This window comes from Citrobacter sp. wls706 (assembly GCF_005281305.1).
GTDB classification, from domain to species: domain Bacteria; phylum Pseudomonadota; class Gammaproteobacteria; order Enterobacterales; family Enterobacteriaceae; genus Citrobacter; species Citrobacter werkmanii.
Window position 1 is genome coordinate 123,550 of record NZ_SZXG01000040.1, and the last position, 15,494, is coordinate 139,043.

Annotated in this window: 12 protein-coding genes; 9 read left to right on the forward strand and 3 right to left on the reverse strand. The window is 54.3% G+C overall.

Annotated features, from left to right (window positions below; translation table 11 throughout):
• The first annotated feature begins 1 nt into the window (after position 1).
• From yicI to FDW92_RS20730, 8 genes are all read left to right on the forward strand, one after another.
• The gene (gene yicI, locus FDW92_RS20695) at positions 2-2,320 is read left to right on the forward strand and encodes an alpha-xylosidase (RefSeq protein ID WP_042311538.1); all 2,319 of its coding nucleotides are present in this window, start codon (positions 2-4) and stop codon (positions 2,318-2,320) included.
• A 321-nt stretch (positions 2,321-2,641) separates the two neighbouring features.
• On the forward strand, positions 2,642-4,195 hold the full coding sequence (locus tag FDW92_RS20700; RefSeq protein ID WP_042311540.1) for a PRD domain-containing protein: 1,554 nt from the start codon (positions 2,642-2,644) through the stop codon (positions 4,193-4,195).
• Positions 4,196-4,221: 26 nt separating this feature from the next.
• Positions 4,222-4,692: a fructose PTS transporter subunit IIA gene (locus tag FDW92_RS20705; RefSeq protein WP_003024008.1), complete on the forward strand. Its 471-nt coding sequence runs from the start codon at positions 4,222-4,224 to the stop codon at positions 4,690-4,692.
• Between the two features lie 19 nt (positions 4,693-4,711).
• Positions 4,712-5,032, forward strand: coding sequence for a PTS fructose transporter subunit IIB (locus FDW92_RS20710; protein WP_042311542.1), 321 nt, complete (start codon positions 4,712-4,714; stop codon positions 5,030-5,032).
• Positions 5,033-5,058: 26 nt separating this feature from the next.
• The gene (locus tag FDW92_RS20715; RefSeq protein WP_042311543.1) at positions 5,059-6,150 is read left to right on the forward strand and encodes a PTS fructose transporter subunit IIC; all 1,092 of its coding nucleotides are present in this window, start codon (positions 5,059-5,061) and stop codon (positions 6,148-6,150) included.
• Positions 6,151-6,161: 11 nt separating this feature from the next.
• Entirely contained in the window at positions 6,162-7,013 is an 852-nt protein-coding gene (locus tag FDW92_RS20720) for a class II fructose-bisphosphate aldolase (protein WP_042311544.1), read from the forward strand.
• 80 nt (positions 7,014-7,093) lie between these two features.
• The gene (locus tag FDW92_RS20725) at positions 7,094-7,954 is read left to right on the forward strand and encodes a ketose-bisphosphate aldolase (protein WP_042311545.1); all 861 of its coding nucleotides are present in this window, start codon (positions 7,094-7,096) and stop codon (positions 7,952-7,954) included.
• Between the two features lie 49 nt (positions 7,955-8,003).
• On the forward strand, positions 8,004-8,681 hold the full coding sequence (locus FDW92_RS20730; RefSeq protein WP_042311546.1) for a D-lyxose/D-mannose family sugar isomerase: 678 nt from the start codon (positions 8,004-8,006) through the stop codon (positions 8,679-8,681).
• Between the two features lie 38 nt (positions 8,682-8,719).
• Here FDW92_RS20730 and FDW92_RS20735 read toward each other — a convergent pair whose 3' ends face one another.
• The gene (locus FDW92_RS20735) at positions 8,720-10,429 is read right to left on the reverse strand and encodes an AsmA family protein (protein WP_042311548.1); all 1,710 of its coding nucleotides are present in this window, start codon (positions 10,427-10,429) and stop codon (positions 8,720-8,722) included.
• 121 nt (positions 10,430-10,550) lie between these two features.
• The gene (xanP, locus tag FDW92_RS20740; RefSeq protein ID WP_038635433.1) at positions 10,551-11,942 is read right to left on the reverse strand and encodes a xanthine/proton symporter XanP; all 1,392 of its coding nucleotides are present in this window, start codon (positions 11,940-11,942) and stop codon (positions 10,551-10,553) included.
• Positions 11,943-12,167: 225 nt separating this feature from the next.
• On the opposite strand from xanP, the gene gltS reads away from it, so the two are divergent.
• On the forward strand, positions 12,168-13,373 hold the full coding sequence (gene gltS, locus FDW92_RS20745) for a sodium/glutamate symporter (RefSeq protein ID WP_042311549.1): 1,206 nt from the start codon (positions 12,168-12,170) through the stop codon (positions 13,371-13,373).
• A 39-nt stretch (positions 13,374-13,412) separates the two neighbouring features.
• Here gltS and recG read toward each other — a convergent pair whose 3' ends face one another.
• Positions 13,413-15,494 (reverse strand): ATP-dependent DNA helicase RecG, encoded by a 2,082-nt coding sequence (gene recG / locus FDW92_RS20750; RefSeq protein ID WP_042311552.1) that lies wholly within the window; start codon positions 15,492-15,494, stop codon positions 13,413-13,415.

The following is a 15,494-nucleotide window of genomic DNA, read 5'->3' on the forward strand; positions in this document are numbered from 1 at the left end:
TATGAAAATTAGCGACGGAAACTGGCTGATTCATCCTGGTCTGAATGTGATTAATCCAATCCAGGTGTTCGAGGTTGAACAGCAAGGTAATGAGATGCTGGTCTACGTTGCGCCGCGTGACGTGCGTGAACGGACCTGGCAACTCGATACCCCGTTGTTCACGCTGCGCCTTTTCTCGCCGCAGGAAGGCGTGGTAGGTGTCCGGATGGAGCACTTCCAGGGTGCGCTGGATACCGGTCCGCATTACCCGCTGAACGTGCAGCAGGACGTAAAGGTTGAGATGCAGAACACCTCTGAGTTCGCTGAGCTGAAGAGCGGTAATTTGAGCGTTCGCGTCACCAAAGGCGAGCTCTGGTCGCTGGATTTCCTGCGCAACGGTGAACGTATTACCGGCAGCCAGTTGAAAAACAACGGCTATGTACAGGACGTCAACAGCGGACGCAATTACATGTTCGAGCGCCTGGATCTGGGCGTCGGTGAAACGGTGTACGGGCTGGGCGAGCGCTTTACCGCGCTGGTACGTAATGGGCAGACGGTAGAGACCTGGAACCGCGATGGCGGCACCAGTACCGAGCAGTCTTACAAGAATATCCCGTTCTATATCACCAACCGTGGCTACGGCGTGCTGGTGAACCATCCGCAGTGCGTGTCGTTTGAAATCGGTTCTGAGAAAGTGTCGAAAGTGCAGTTCAGCGTCGAAAGCGAGTATCTGGAATATTTCGTCATCGACGGCCCGACGCCGAAAGCGGTGCTGGATCGCTATACCCGCTTTACCGGTCGTCCGGCGCTGCCGCCAGCCTGGTCATTTGGCCTGTGGCTCACCACCTCGTTCACTACCAACTACGACGAAGCGACGGTAAACAGCTTTATCGACGGCATGGCGGAGCGCAACCTGCCGCTGCACGTTTTCCACTTCGACTGCTTCTGGATGAAGGCTTTCCAGTGGTGCGACTTTGAGTGGGACCCGCAGACCTTCCCGGACCCGGAAGGCATGATCCGCCGCCTGAAAGAAAAAGGCCTGAAGGTCTGCGTATGGATCAACCCGTACATCGGCCAGAAATCACCTGTTTTCAAGGAGCTGAAAGAGAAAGGTTATCTGCTCAAGCGCCCGGACGGTTCCGTCTGGCAGTGGGATAAATGGCAGCCGGGGCTGGCGATTTATGACTTCACCAACCCGGAAGCTTGCGAATGGTATGCCGATAAGCTGAAAGGCCTGGTAGAGATGGGCGTGGACTGCTTCAAAACTGATTTCGGCGAGCGTATTCCGACCGACGTGCGCTGGTTCAACGAGGCTGACCCGCAGAAAATGCACAACCACTACGCCTATATTTACAATGAGCTGGTGTGGAACGTGCTGAAAGAGACCGTCGGTGAAGAAGAGGCGGTGCTGTTCGCCCGTTCAGCCTCCGTGGGCGCACAACAGTTCCCGGTGCACTGGGGTGGCGACTGCTACGCCAACTATGAATCGATGGCCGAAAGCCTGCGCGGCGGCCTGTCCATTGGTCTCTCCGGCTTTGGCTTCTGGAGTCATGACATCGGCGGCTTCGAAAACACCGCCCCTGCGGACGTCTATAAGCGCTGGTGTGCATTCGGGCTGCTCTCCAGCCACAGCCGTCTGCATGGCAGCAAATCCTACCGTGTGCCATGGGCGTACGACGAAGAGTCCTGCGACGTGGTGCGCTACTTCACCGAAATGAAGTGCCGCATGATGCCGTACCTGTATCGCGAAGCAGCGCGCGCCAATGAGCTCGGAACGCCGATGATGCGCGCAATGATGCTGGAGTTCCCGGACGATCCTGCATGCGATTATCTCGACCGCCAGTATATGCTGGGTGACTCGGTAATGGTGGCGCCAGTGTTTTCCGAAGTCGGTGATGTGCAGTTCTACCTGCCGGAAGGGCGTTGGACGCATCTGTGGCACAACGACGAAATTCGGGGCAGCCGTTGGCATAAACAGCAGCACGATTTCCTGAGCCTGCCGGTGTACGTGCGCGACAATACCTTACTGGCGCTGGGCAGTAATAACCAGAAGCCGGACTACGCGTGGCATGAAGAGACCGCATTCCAGTTGTTCCATCTGCAAGAAGGTAGGGAAGCGGTCTGTGAAGTACCATCGATGGACGGCTCGGTTATCTTCACGCTGAAAGCGATACGCACGGGTAACAGCATTACCGTACAAGGTCGCGGTGAAGCGCATAACTGGACGTTGTGCCTGCGTAATATCCCGCAAGTTAGCAGCGTGAAGGGCGGTTCACATGCCAGCAACGAGTGGGGCGTAGTGGTGACCCCTGAAGGTGACGGGCTGACGATTACCCTGTAAATGTAGCCGACGTGGTGCCGGATGCATTTTATCCGGCCCACGATGCGAGCAGCGTTCCAGATCTGAAAATCAAAAATATTCTGACTTAAAAAATTACCTACCCATATTTGCGAGCGCTATCACTCTAATTCCCGTAAAAAATGTGATCTGCGCCGTAAATATCTCACTATTTCCCCGTTTTGTCTTATTTCTGTCCGGAATACAGGACACGATTTAGTATTGTTGGCGCATCGCAGTCCTCTTATATTTATCATCACGGATTACACGTGGAGCATAAACGCTTCTTTAGATATTTAATCTGGTGTGTGATAAGGGTAAATAATGCAAATGATTACCTCGCGACAAAACAGATTATTAAAATTCCTCCTGTCCCGGAAGGAATATGTCACGCTACTGAAAATTGCCGAATATTTGGCTGTTTCAGAGAAAACAGTCCAGCGCGATCTGCGGTTACTGGAACCATGGTTAGCGGAATGGAAAATAGCCATCGATAAGCGTACTGGCGCAGGCGTAATATTAAGCGCCGATAATATTACTGATCTGTTGTATCTGGATCAGTTATTAGGGAGCGAGGGTGATGATACTGACGGCATGATGAATAATTCGCGGCGCGTCAAAATAGCATCGCAATTATTAAGCGAAACGCCGCATGAAACGTCGATCAGTAAATTATCTGAACGTTATTTCATCAGTAGCGCATCGATTGTTAACGATCTGAAAGTGATTGAATCCTGGATAGCGCCATTGGGGTTATCGCTGATCCGCAGTCAAAGCGGCACGCACATTGAAGGTAGTGAGAGCAGCGTGCGCCAGGCGATGGCATCGCTGATTAACGGTGTGATTAACCATAATGAACCCGGCAGCATGGTGTATTCGCGTCTTGATCCCGGCAGCTATAAAGCGTTAGTGCATTACTTCGGCGAGGAAGACGTTTTATTTGTCCAGACGCTGCTGCAGGAAATGGAGAACGACCTGTGTTGGTCATTGGGGGAGCCTTATTACGTCAATATCTTCACCCATATTTTGATCATGATGTACCGCATCACGCGCGGAAATGCGCTGCCGAGAAAAGATGAAAACATCACCTCATGCGACGAGAATATTTTTTCTATTGCCAGTCGTATGATTCAGCATATCGAAAAACGCATCGCTCACCCACTGCCGGAAGACGAAGTCTGGTTTATCTATCAATACATTATCTCGTCCGGCGTGGTGATTGAAGAACATAATGATGTGAGCGTAATTGGTCATATGCACTCCAGCGACGAAGCGCGCTTGATTACCCATCGACTGATTGCCATCTTCGCCGAGATGGTCGACAGCGATCTCAGCCAGGATACTGCGCTGTATGACGGATTGCTAATCCATATTAAGCCGCTGATTAACCGCCTGAACTACCAGATCCGCATTCGTAATCCGCTGCTGGAGGATATTAAAGGCGAGTTGCAGGACGTCTGGCGTCTGACCCAATGTGCAGTGAATAGGGTATTTAGCGGTTGGGGAGAGCGGGCCGTTTCGGAAGATGAAGTGGGATACTTAACCGTCCATTTTCAGGCCGCAATGGAGCGCCAGATAGCGCGTAAGCGGGTGTTGTTAGTCTGCTCAACCGGGATTGGCACCTCGCATTTACTTAAAAGCCGCATTCTGCGCGCCTTTCCGGACTGGACGATTGTCGGCGTGGTGTCAGCTGGCAGTTTGCCCTCCGTACTGACGGACGATATTGAGCTGGTGGTATCGACCATTAATTTGCCCGCCATTGCTATGCCGGTCGTGTATGTCACCGCCTTTTTCAATGATGCGGATATTAAGCGGGTAACGGAAACGGTTATTACGGAAAAATTACATCGGGCGACGTCGCTGGTCGTTGAAAATTAATGTCTGAACTCCATGAGGTATGATTGATGGACATCACGAAAATTCTCAATACAAATCGCGTTATTTTGGATATGAAGGCTACGAACAAAACGGAGGCTATTGAGGAACTTACTGATATTCTGCAAAAGGATGGGGCAATTAGCTGTCGGGAAACATTTATCCAGGATGTCTGGCAGCGCGAGTCCGAAGGCTCGACCGGATTCGAAAATCATATTGCGATCCCCCACGGGAAATCCTCGGCGGTAGTTAATACCACCCTGGCAATTGGTCGTACCCGCCAGGATATTCCCTGGGAAACCCTGGACGGCAGCAATGTGCGCTGCATCATTCTGTTTGCCGTACGTCTTGAAGATCAAAACACGACCCATATTCGTCTGCTCTCGCAGGTTGCCGGCGCGCTAGCGGATGATGACATTATTGAACAACTCTTAGTTGAAAGTAGTCCACAAAAAATTATTGAGCTGTTTAGTCAATATGCTGAATCCAATGTCTGCTAAATAAAATGTGGAGCATGTTATGAATATTGTTTGTGTTGCCGCCTGTACGGCGGGTATTGCGCACACCTATATTGCCCGCGAAAAATTAATTAAAGGCGCTAAAGCGCTTGGGCATAATATAAAAGTTGAAACCCAGGGCACCATCGGAACGGAAAACGAACTGCTGGCAGATGATATTTCTGCCGCGGATGTCGTGATTCTTGCCGTCGATGTCAAAATAAAAGGGGAGGAACGATTCTCAAATAAACGTATTGTGCGAGTAAAAACCGAAATCGTCATAAAATCGCCCATTCAGTTTCTTGAAAAGGTCGAAAAATCATTAGTTAATACTAACCAGTAGCGATCCTCATTCTGGAGGGATTTCACATGAGTGAAAATAAAATTCCGCTATCTCAGGAAATAAAAAAACATTTATTAACGGGGATTTCGTGGATGATCCCGTTAATTGTAGCCGCCGGGATCTGTATTGCTCTCGGGCAAATACTTGGTGGCACTAACGTAGGCGAAAAAACAGGAACTATACCCTGGATGCTCAACCAGATTGGCGGCTGGGGGATGGGGTTAATCGTGCCGCTGATAAGCGCGGCGATTGCGTACTCCATTGCCGATCGCCCCGGATTCGCGCCGGGTCTGATTGTCGGCTTTGTCTGCGGCGAAATTCATACCGGTTTTATTGGTGGGATGCTGGGCGGCTTTCTGGTTGGCTATACCGTCCTGCTGCTTAAACGCTATATCCGTTTACCGCAGTCGATGCAGGGTCTGATGCCCATCATGGTGCTGCCCGTATTGAGCACCGTCATCGGCGGGTTGCTGATGATGACGCTGATTGGCAAGCCGATAGCCTGGCTGCAGGACGCGCTAATTCATCTGCTGGAGTCCATGCAAGGCGGGTCACGCTTCCTGATGGGCGCCATTCTCGGCGCAATGGCGACGTTCGACTTCGGGGGGCCGGTGAATAAAACCATGTCGCTGTTCGCTGACGGCATGTTGGTCAGCGGCGTGTATGGCCCCGAAGCGGTGAAGTTTGTCGGTTCGATAATCCCTCCGTTCGGTATTACGCTCTCCTTCCTGCTCACGCGCCACAAGTATACCCGTGCGGAACGTGAGGCGCTGAAAGCGGCATTCCCGATGGGGATCTGCATGATAACCGAAGGCGTTATTCCGATTGCGGCGCGTGATCTGCTGCGCGTAGTGGGCTCCTGTGTGGTGGCCTCGGCGATAGCGGGTGGCCTGATTATGGTATGGGGTGTCGAAAGCCCGGTACCGCACGGCGGCATGTTTGTGGTTCCACTCTTTACGCATCCACTGCTGTTTTGCCTGGCGCTGGGGATCGGGACAGTGATTTGCGGCGTTATGCTCTCGCTGTGGAAGAAACCGGTAACCGAGCGTGACGAAGAGTTTGATGAGCTCAGCGATCAAAAGCTGAAAGACGAAGAGATCACCTTCACCCTGGAATAACCGGAGGCCGTATGTTTGCCGATATGAAAAGCATGGTGACGAAAGCCTGGCGCGGGCAGTATGCGCTGTTGGCTATCAACTGTATGAACCTGGAAAGCGCCCGTGCGGCGGTGCGGGTAGCAGAGAAACACCGTGCGCCCATCATTCTGAATCTGTATCAGGGGCACCTGGACCATTTTCCGGCACCGATAGCGGCGGCGGTGGTTAAAACGCTGGCAGAGGAAGCTTCGGTACCGATCGCGCTGGCGTTAGATCATGGAAAGGATCCTGTACGCATCCGCCAGGCTTTTCGCGCCGGATTCAGTGGGTTAATGATCGACGCCTCCGCCTTTGCCCTGGAAGAAAACATTCGCCAGACCAGGGCGGTGGTCGAGCTCGCAGCCAGCGTTTCTCTGTGCGTGGAAGGCGAGTTGGGCCACCTGGCTGACGCCCCGCGTTATGACCATGCCGCTAACGCTGATTTGATGACTCAGGCCGCTGACGTGGAGCCATTTATCCAACAGACCGGGATTGATTTACTGGCGGTGTCGGTCGGTACGGCGCACGGTATGTACGCGCCGGGCGTAACGCCAGCCATTGATTTCCAACGGCTGGAGGAAATCGCCCGTTTATCAACGGTGCCGCTGGCGCTGCATGGCGGTAGCGGGACGCCGTTTGACCAGCTACAGCGCTGCCCGACGTTCGGCGTTGCCAAGATTAACGTTGGCGCGGCGGTTTTCGAAGCCGGAAAGGCCGCGCTATTGCATACCCTATGTCGCGACACATCCTGCGAACTTGTTGATGCCCTGGCTCTGATGGAGCAGGCCTGCGAGGAAGCCATTATTCCGTATCTACAGGCCAGCGGCGCTATCGGCAAAGCCTGATTCATTTTCTGTAACGCCTTTTATGCCTCTGCGATGACGCACTGGCAGGGCTTTCTACACCCTGAAACTGGAGAATTAACATGTTAGTTTCGATGAAAGAATTACTGCAACCGACCCGTCAGCACGGTTTTGCCGTCGGCGCATTCAACGTGGCGGATAGCTGCTTTGTACGTGCAGTGGTAGAAGAAGCGGAAGCGACCAACACCCCGGCGATTATCTCCATTCACCCCAGCGAACATGATTTCCTCGGCGATGCGTTCTTTAGCTATGTGCGAGATATCACCCTGCGTAGCCCGGTCCCCTTTACTTTGCATCTGGATCACGGCGCTTCGGTAGAGCATGTCCTGCGGGCGATTCAGTGTGGTTTTACCTCGGTGATGATTGATGGCTCGCTGCTGCCGTATGAAGAAAACGTGGCGTTAACCCGTGAAGTGGTCAAGCTGGCGCATGCGGTGGGCGTTTCGGTTGAAGGCGAGCTGGGAACGATTGGCCAGACCGGAACGTCCGTGGAAGGCGGTGTGTCGAAGGTTACTTACACCGATCCCGCCCAGGCGCAGGATTTTATCGCCCGTACCGGGGCCGATACGCTGGCAGTGGCGATTGGTACCGCGCACGGGATCTACCCGAAAGGGATGCAGCCAGAGCTGCAAATGAACATCCTGCGCGATATCGCCGGGCGGGTGGACATTCCACTGGTGCTGCATGGCGGTTCAGCGAACCCGGATGCGGAAATCGCTGAATCCGTCACGCTCGGCGTGGGCAAAATCAACATTTCCAGCGATATGAAATACGCCTACTTCCAGAAAGTCCGAGAAATCCTGGCAAAAGAGACCTGGTGGGACCCGAACGTCATCTACCCGGAAGCCATCAGCGCTGCGCGGGACGTGATTCGCCACAAAATGAAACTGTTTGGCTCAACTGGCAAAGCGTCACTTTACTAACGGCATGCAGGCGGGGAGACCCGCCTCTTTCGCAACAAGGAAAAGTGCAATGAAGCGTTCACACATTAATTATGTCATCGATAAAGCACATGCCATCGCCGAGACTTTTCGGGTCTGTCTGCCAGATTTTGCGTATTTTACGGTCGACGCCTGGCGGCAACAGGACGCCACTTTGTGGCGTGAAGTGCGCGATCTCCAGCTGGGTTGGGACGTTACTGACTTTGGGCGCGGAGATTTTGCGCAAACGGGGCTGACGTTACTGACGTTGCGCAATGGTCTGATGGGTTCAGCGGGTTACCCCAAACCGTATGCCGAAAAGATGCTGCAAATTCAGCAGGATCAACAAACACCGTGGCATTTTCATCGCCATAAGATGGAAGATATCGTTAACCGCGGCGGCGGTGATTTGTGTATGCAGCTGGCATGGTCCACGCCCGATGACGGGTATGATCCCCAGCGCATTGTTGATGTTAGCGTCGATGGTCAGCGGCGTACCGTTAAATCTGGTGATACGTTGGTGCTAAAACCGGGGCAGGGCGTGTGTCTGCCGCCGCGGTTGTATCATCGTTTCTGGGCTGAGAAAGCTTTTGTGCTGGGCTGGGAAATCTCGATGGTCAATGACGACCAGCATGACAATCACTTCCTTGAACCAGGCGGTCGTTTCCCGACGATAGAAGAAGACGAGCCGGTGAAATGGTTATTATGCAGTGAATATATGCGTTTATGAGCGATAGGCCCGGTAAGCGAAGCGCCACCGGGCAATAATCACTGCGCAACGGGTGGGGCGACAACGTTACTACCTGATACCACACCCGCCTGCATGGTCTGCGTGACCTGCTGTTTCTCTGCATTCACCGCATGTAACTGGCCGTTGACTGTGGGCTTGAGCGACGTATCGGCCTGAATGTTGCCGCTGGCGGTGAGCTGAATGTTACCGTCGCCGGAAAGCGGCAGTGCGGGCCAGCCCCACTGTTGCAGGATGGTCATTGGCACGCCGCGCCCGTTCAGGCTGACCTGTGCCTGGCGCTGAGGCAGTTGCGAAATGCTGGCGGTGGCCTCCAGCAGCCCTTTTTCTGTATAGGCGCTTAGTTCGCTGATATTGATGGTACTGCCATTCGCCGTTAGCGCCAGCGAAGGACGGCGCACGTCGGTGCGGTTAAAGGTGGCAGCAGCAGCGTTGAGCGTGGCGTTACCGCTCCAGATCCCCCACTGATTATTCTGTACCAGTCCGAGGTTAGCGCCGTAACCGTCCAGTGCGGTGAGTTGCCACGGGAAGGCCGGGTCGATGTCGATCACCAGATTACGGCTGGCGCTGAATTTCTTCAGCGTCAGGCTGTTTAGCCAGGCTGGCAGAGGCTTCATCCATAGCTGTTTCCAGTTTTCCGGTAGCGTATATTCCAGGCCGGCAATTGCGGCATCGTCGAGAACCAGCGCTTTGTTGTTACGGATCCAGTTTCCGGATGTTCTGAGCATTCCCCCTTCCCAGCGGGTCGTGAACTGGCGCAGCGCAATGCCCTGCGGCGAGAACTCGGCGTTCAGAATCGGATCGAAGAAATGCAGTGAACCGTAGATAAACTCGCTGGCGTTCATCGACAGTTTTCCTTCCTGTGTTTGCCAGTCATCTTTGCTAAACGTCATGTTGCGCAAGCTCAGATCGAGATCCGTGACCGCCCAGTCAGGACCTTGCAGACGGGCATCCGTCACTTCCAGACGACCAATTTGCAAGGATGGAATAGTGGTTAGCGGCGCAAAAAAGTCGGCCAGCGATTTATCACTTTGCAGCCGGATATCGTTCAGGCGCAGATTCTCTACCACCCAGCTACCGTCGGTATTGCGCTGCGCCACGCCGGTTAATGCGCCACGCGCGACGTCTGCGCCAATATTACTTAGCATCACCCGACCATGGTCAATGCTGCCTTCAATCAATACGTTGGTGGTGGGGACATCGTTCAGCGTCAATGAGCTGGCGCTGAGCTGAATTTGTGCTTTGCTGCCGAGAATTTTACCTGCCTCAGGGCTCCAGGGAATCACGCCGCCGTTCACGCGCTGGGCGCTCAGGTTCCACTCGCTGCCGGGGCTGTTGAGCGCCATATCCTGTAACTGCAGGCGATCGGCCTGGAACGGCAGCGGTGCGGTTTGTTGGGACAGATTCAGCGTGCCGTTTTGCAAAAGGATAGTGTCTACGTGCAACGGGTCGGTGATTTGGCGACTGCTCAGCCCGATGTCGACCGTTTTAGCGACCAGCGTTGCGGGCTGACCATCGCGACCAAAGGTGACGTTTTCCAGCAGAATATGGGAAGGGGAAGAAAACCGGTGATCGATAGCATCAAATGCCAGATGATAGCTGCTGTTCTCCGAGACCCAGGCGCTGACGTGCTCTGCGCCCCAACGGGTTTGCAGTAGAAAATAAAGGCCGAGAATCGCCACTGCACAGGCGATCAGCACGTAAAGAAGCAGCTTTCCAATAAATTTCATGGTCTTCCATCCCGCGAAGTGCACATAGTCAAGTTATGCACGATTTAGAGGCAATGCTCAAGGCGGGAATGGTGAAAGAGCGTTACAGCGGCGTTGATTCAGAACCAACGCCGCATTTTGCTTATTGCTTCTCTGGTGGGAACACCAGATTCAGAACGATAGCGGTGATACCGCCTGCGGCAATGCCAGAAGAGAGCAGATTTTTCACCCAATCCGGGGCAAATTGCAGAATCAGCGGCTGCTGGGAGACACCCAGGCCAACGGCCAGCGACAGCGCAATAATCAAAATAGCGCGGCGGTTCAGCGGCTCGCGAGACACAATACGCACACCAGATGCGGCGATAGTACCGAACATTACCAGGGTTGCGCCGCCCAGTACCGGTTCAGGAATATGCTGTACAAAACCGCTGACTGCCGGGAACAGGCCCAGTGCGATCAGCATCAGCGCCACCACAAAACCGACGTAACGACTGGCTACGCCTGTTAACTGAATGACCCCATTGTTCTGTCCAAAACAAGAGTTCGGGAAGGTATTGAACACAGCGGAAACAAACGAGTTCAGACCGTTCGCCAGCACGCCACCTTTCAGGCGTTTCATGTACAGCGGACCAGAAACGGGCTGTTCGGAAACATCGGAGGTCGCCGTAATATCACCGATGGTTTCCAGCGACGTAATCATAAAGACCAGCATCAGCGGCAGCAGTAAGCTCCAGTCGATGCCGAGGCCGTAGTACAACGGCGTTGGCACCATGATCAGGTCCTGGCTTACCGGTGCGGTATTTTGCGGCAGCATGTCCATAAACCAGGCCAGCAGGTAGCCTGCCGCCATCGCAATCACCAGGGACGCAACACGCAGGTACGGGTTGCGTTGGCGGTTAAGCAGGATGATCAGCGCCAGCACGACGCCGGCCAGCAGTAAATTCTTCGGTGCGCCAAAGGTGTTATCACTCATTGCGGCATAACCACCGCCAATCGACGTCAGACCCACCTGAATCAGCGACAGGCCGATAATCATCACCACCACGCCTGAGACCAGCGGGGTAATAATCCGCCGCGCCAGATGCAGTACACGCGAGATTACCATTTCAGTACAGCTCGCCAACATCAGCGTACCGAACAGGGCCGCCATCATGGTTGGGACATCTGCGCCACCGGTTTTTAGCGCCGTGCCACCCATAATCAGCGGCGCAACAAAATTAAAGCTGGTGCCCTGAATAGATAACAGTCCGGAACCAACCGGCCCCCAGGCTTTGATCTGAATGATAGAAGCTACGCCGGAAGCGAACAGCGACATACTGATAATGTGTTGAGTATCCTGAGCCGGTAAACCGAGCGCCTGGCAAATTAACAGCGCCGGGGTGATCACCGCAACGAACATGGCCAGCAGGTGCTGACAGGCGGCAAACAGGGTCTGGGCTAGCGGGGGGCGATCTTCAAGACGGTAAATCAGTTCACTGTTGTGAGTCTGCGCAACCGGTTGCGCATTTGTTGACTCTACGGCGTTAACGGACATCAGAGGCAATCCCATGGTGGAAAAGCGGTGATTTTATCTGACCAGGGCGGAAAAGCAAACGTTTGCCAGCAGTTATTCTTAATATTTAAAACGGATAAACAAACTTTTTTATATAACTTTTCATCATTTTCTGCTTAAAATCCACCCCGAAAACTCAATAAGAGCTAAAAATCGGTCTGGAATGCATCGTGCGTGATTGTGCTAAACGCACTAATGGAGCTGTAAATGTTTTATCTCGATACGTTATCTACTCTGGTTGCGGCAACCCTTGTTTTGCTGCTGGGACGTAAGCTCGTCCAGTCTGTCTCCTTCCTGAAAAAATACACCATTCCCGAACCTGTAGCCGGTGGATTGCTGGTGGCGATTGCGTTGCTGGTGCTGAAAAAAAGCATGGGCTGGGAAGTAAACTTCGATATGACCCTGCGCGATCCGCTGATGCTGGCGTTCTTCGCTACCATCGGCCTGAACGCTAATATCGCCAGCCTGCGCGCCGGTGGCCGCGTGGTGGGTATTTTTCTGATTGTCGTTGTGGGACTGCTGTTGATGCAGAACGCCATCGGTATCGGTATGGCGAGCCTGCTGGGCCTGGATCCGTTGATGGGCCTGATTGCAGGTTCGATAACGCTTTCTGGCGGACACGGAACCGGGGCTGCGTGGAGTAAGTTGTTTATTGAGCGCTACGGTTTTGCCAATGCGACTGAAGTCGCAATGGCTTGCGCAACGTTTGGTCTGGTGTTGGGGGGACTGATTGGTGGCCCGGTGGCACGCTATCTGGTTAAACACTCCACCACGCCTGACGGTATGCCGGACGATCAGGCTGTGCCGACCGCGTTTGAAAAGCCGGATGTGGGACGCATAATCACTTCGCTGGTGCTGATTGAAACTATCGCGCTGATCGCTATCTGTCTGACGGTGGGTAAAATCGTTGCGCAAATGCTGGTCGGAACGGTGCTCGAACTGCCGACTTTCGTCTGCGTGCTGTTTGTTGGTGTGATCCTCAGTAATGGCCTGGCGCTCATGGGCTTTTATCGGGTGTTTGAACGGGCGGTTTCAGTGCTGGGCAACGTGAGCCTGTCGCTGTTCCTGGCGATGGCGCTGATGAGCCTGAAACTGTGGGAGCTGGCATCTCTGGCGTTGCCGATGCTGGCGATACTGGTCGTGCAGACGATTTTTATGGCGTTGTACGCGGTATTTGTTACCTGGCGCATGATGGGTAAAAACTATGATGCCGCTGTTTTGGCTGCCGGCCACTGCGGTTTTGGCCTCGGCGCGACGCCAACGGCGATTGCTAACATGCAGGCAATTACCGAACGCTTTGGGCCATCCCATATGGCGTTCCTGGTGGTGCCGATGGTGGGGGCGTTCTTTATTGATATCGTCAACGCGTTAGTGATTAAACTGTATCTGCTGCTGCCGATTTTTGCGCAATAACGGCTGTGCGGCGGAGTAACATCCGCCGCGATAAGTCGATTATGCGTTGGAGTAACGTTCGGTTTCCGGCATCCAGCGCTCTATCAGCGCGGCAGCCTGTTGCGGATAACGTTCGTGAATATGGCGGGCTATACGCTGAACTTCCGGAATAATAGCCTGATCGCGCAATAAATCCGCTACTTTGAATTCTGCCGTTCCGGTCTGGCGCGTACCTAACAGCTCGCCGGGTCCGCGGATCTCTAAATCTTTTTGTGCAATCACGAACCCGTCATTGCTGTCCCGCAGAACCTGCAGGCGTTTCTGCGCCGTTTTTGACAGCGGCGATTTGTAGAGCAGGACGCAGTGGGAAGCCACGGCGCCGCGGCCTACGCGGCCACGCAACTGGTGCAGCTGCGCCAGGCCTAATCGCTCCGGGTTTTCAATGATCATCAGGCTGGCGTTTGGCACGTCCACACCCACTTCAATCACCGTGGTGGCGACCAGCAGATGTAATTCACCCTGCTTAAAGGCGGCCATCACCGACTGCTTCTCGGCGGGCTTCATGCGCCCATGCACCAGACCAATATTCAACTCTGGTAAGGCAAGCTTAAGTTCTTCCCACGTGGCTTCTGCCGCCTGAGCTTCTAACAAATCAGACTCCTCGATTAACGTACAAACCCAGTACGCCTGACGCCCTTCGTGGGTACAGGCGTTGCGCACACGGTCAATGATGTCGCTACGGCGGGTGTCGGGGATAGCCACCGTGGTGACCGGCGTACGCCCTGGCGGCAGTTCGTCAATGACAGACGTGTCGAGATCGGCATAGGCGGTCATGGCCAGCGTACGCGGGATCGGTGTGGCGGTCATAATGAGTTGGTGCGGGTGGAAACCCTGCTGCTGGCCTTTCTCCCACAGCGCCAGACGCTGATGCACGCCAAAACGGTGCTGTTCGTCGATAATCACCAGCGCCAGCCCGTTGAACTGAACTTGTTCCTGAAAAATTGCGTGTGTGCCGACAATCATCTGCACCTGACCGCTGGCGATGGCTTCCTGCTGTGCCTGGCGTGCTTTACCTTTTTGCTTACCCGCCAGCCAGCCCACTTCAACGCCCAAAGGTTCGAACCAGGTGCGGAAATTATTTGCGTGCTGCTCAGCCAGCAATTCAGTGGGGGCCATCAGCGCCACCTGCTTACCATGCGCAATTGCGCGCAGGGCGGCAAGTGCTGCCACCAGCGTTTTACCGGAACCAACGTCGCCCTGCACCAGGCGCATCATAGGAACATCCAGCGCCATATCGCGTTCAATTTCGGCTGTGACCCGGGCCTGTGCGCCGGTTGGCTTAAAGGGGAGCGCCGCCAGCAGTTGATCTTTCAGCCGATTGTCAGGACTCAGCGGTTGGGCGTGAAAACGTTGCGCCCCGGCGCGAAGCGCCAGCATGCTGAGATTGTGCGCCAGGAGTTCTTCCAGAATCAGGCGCCGCTGTGCCGGATGTTGCCCGGTTTCGAGATCGCTAAGCTGTAGCGTCGGCGGCGGGCGGTGCAGTGTGCGCAACGCTTCCGGCAGGCTCATCATGCCTTGTAGTAATTCCGGAGGGAGCAACTCGGCAATGGCGCAGGTATCGAGCAGATCCAGCGCCTGATCGGTCAGTTTGCGCAGCGTTGCCTGCTTAACGCCTTCCGTGGTCGGATACACCGGTGTGAGCGTTTCCTGCAGTTCCGGCGTGTTGAGATCGCCCTGTACGCGGTATTCCGGATGGATCATTTCTGCGCCGTACTTGCCACGTTTAGCCTCGCCATAGGCCAGTACCCGACGCCCGGTGGCGAGGCTGTTTTTCATTGCTGCGCTGAAGTTGAAGAAGCGCATAGTGAGAATGCCGGAGCCATCGCTTATCTGGCAGGTCATCATCCGGCGGCCACCGAAAGTGATATTGCAGTTCAGCACTTCGCCTTCAACGGTGGCATAGACGCCCGGCAGCAGTTCACCAATGGGGTACAGATGAGTACGGTCTTCGTAGCGCAGAGGGAGGTGGAGCAGGAGGTCCTGCACGGTGTGCAAGCCAATTTTCGCCAGTTTACTGCTTTGTGCTGCGCCAACGCCCGTCAGAGAGTTGAGCGGGATGGCATCCAGTAAACGGCCTTTCAT

Excerpts from the sequence above, each read along its gene's own strand:
- FDW92_RS20735 (WP_042311548.1), bottom strand. The coding sequence starts at position 10,429 with ATGAAATTTATTGGAAAGCTGCTTCTTTACGTGCTGATCGCCTGTGCA.
- recG (WP_042311552.1), bottom strand. The coding sequence starts at position 15,494 with ATGAAAGGCCGTTTACTGGATGCCATCCCGCTCAACTCTCTGACGGGC.
- FDW92_RS20710 (WP_042311542.1), top strand. The coding sequence starts at position 4,712 with ATGAATATTGTTTGTGTTGCCGCCTGTACGGCGGGTATTGCGCACACC.
- gltS (WP_042311549.1), top strand. The coding sequence starts at position 12,168 with ATGTTTTATCTCGATACGTTATCTACTCTGGTTGCGGCAACCCTTGTT.
- xanP (WP_038635433.1), bottom strand. The coding sequence starts at position 11,942 with ATGTCCGTTAACGCCGTAGAGTCAACAAATGCGCAACCGGTTGCGCAG.
- FDW92_RS20700 (WP_042311540.1), top strand. The coding sequence starts at position 2,642 with ATGCAAATGATTACCTCGCGACAAAACAGATTATTAAAATTCCTCCTG.
- FDW92_RS20725 (WP_042311545.1), top strand. The coding sequence starts at position 7,094 with ATGTTAGTTTCGATGAAAGAATTACTGCAACCGACCCGTCAGCACGGT.
- yicI (WP_042311538.1), top strand. The coding sequence starts at position 2 with ATGAAAATTAGCGACGGAAACTGGCTGATTCATCCTGGTCTGAATGTG.
- FDW92_RS20720 (WP_042311544.1), top strand. The coding sequence starts at position 6,162 with ATGTTTGCCGATATGAAAAGCATGGTGACGAAAGCCTGGCGCGGGCAG.
- FDW92_RS20705 (WP_003024008.1), top strand. The coding sequence starts at position 4,222 with ATGGACATCACGAAAATTCTCAATACAAATCGCGTTATTTTGGATATG.
- FDW92_RS20730 (WP_042311546.1), top strand. The coding sequence starts at position 8,004 with ATGAAGCGTTCACACATTAATTATGTCATCGATAAAGCACATGCCATC.
- FDW92_RS20715 (WP_042311543.1), top strand. The coding sequence starts at position 5,059 with ATGAGTGAAAATAAAATTCCGCTATCTCAGGAAATAAAAAAACATTTA.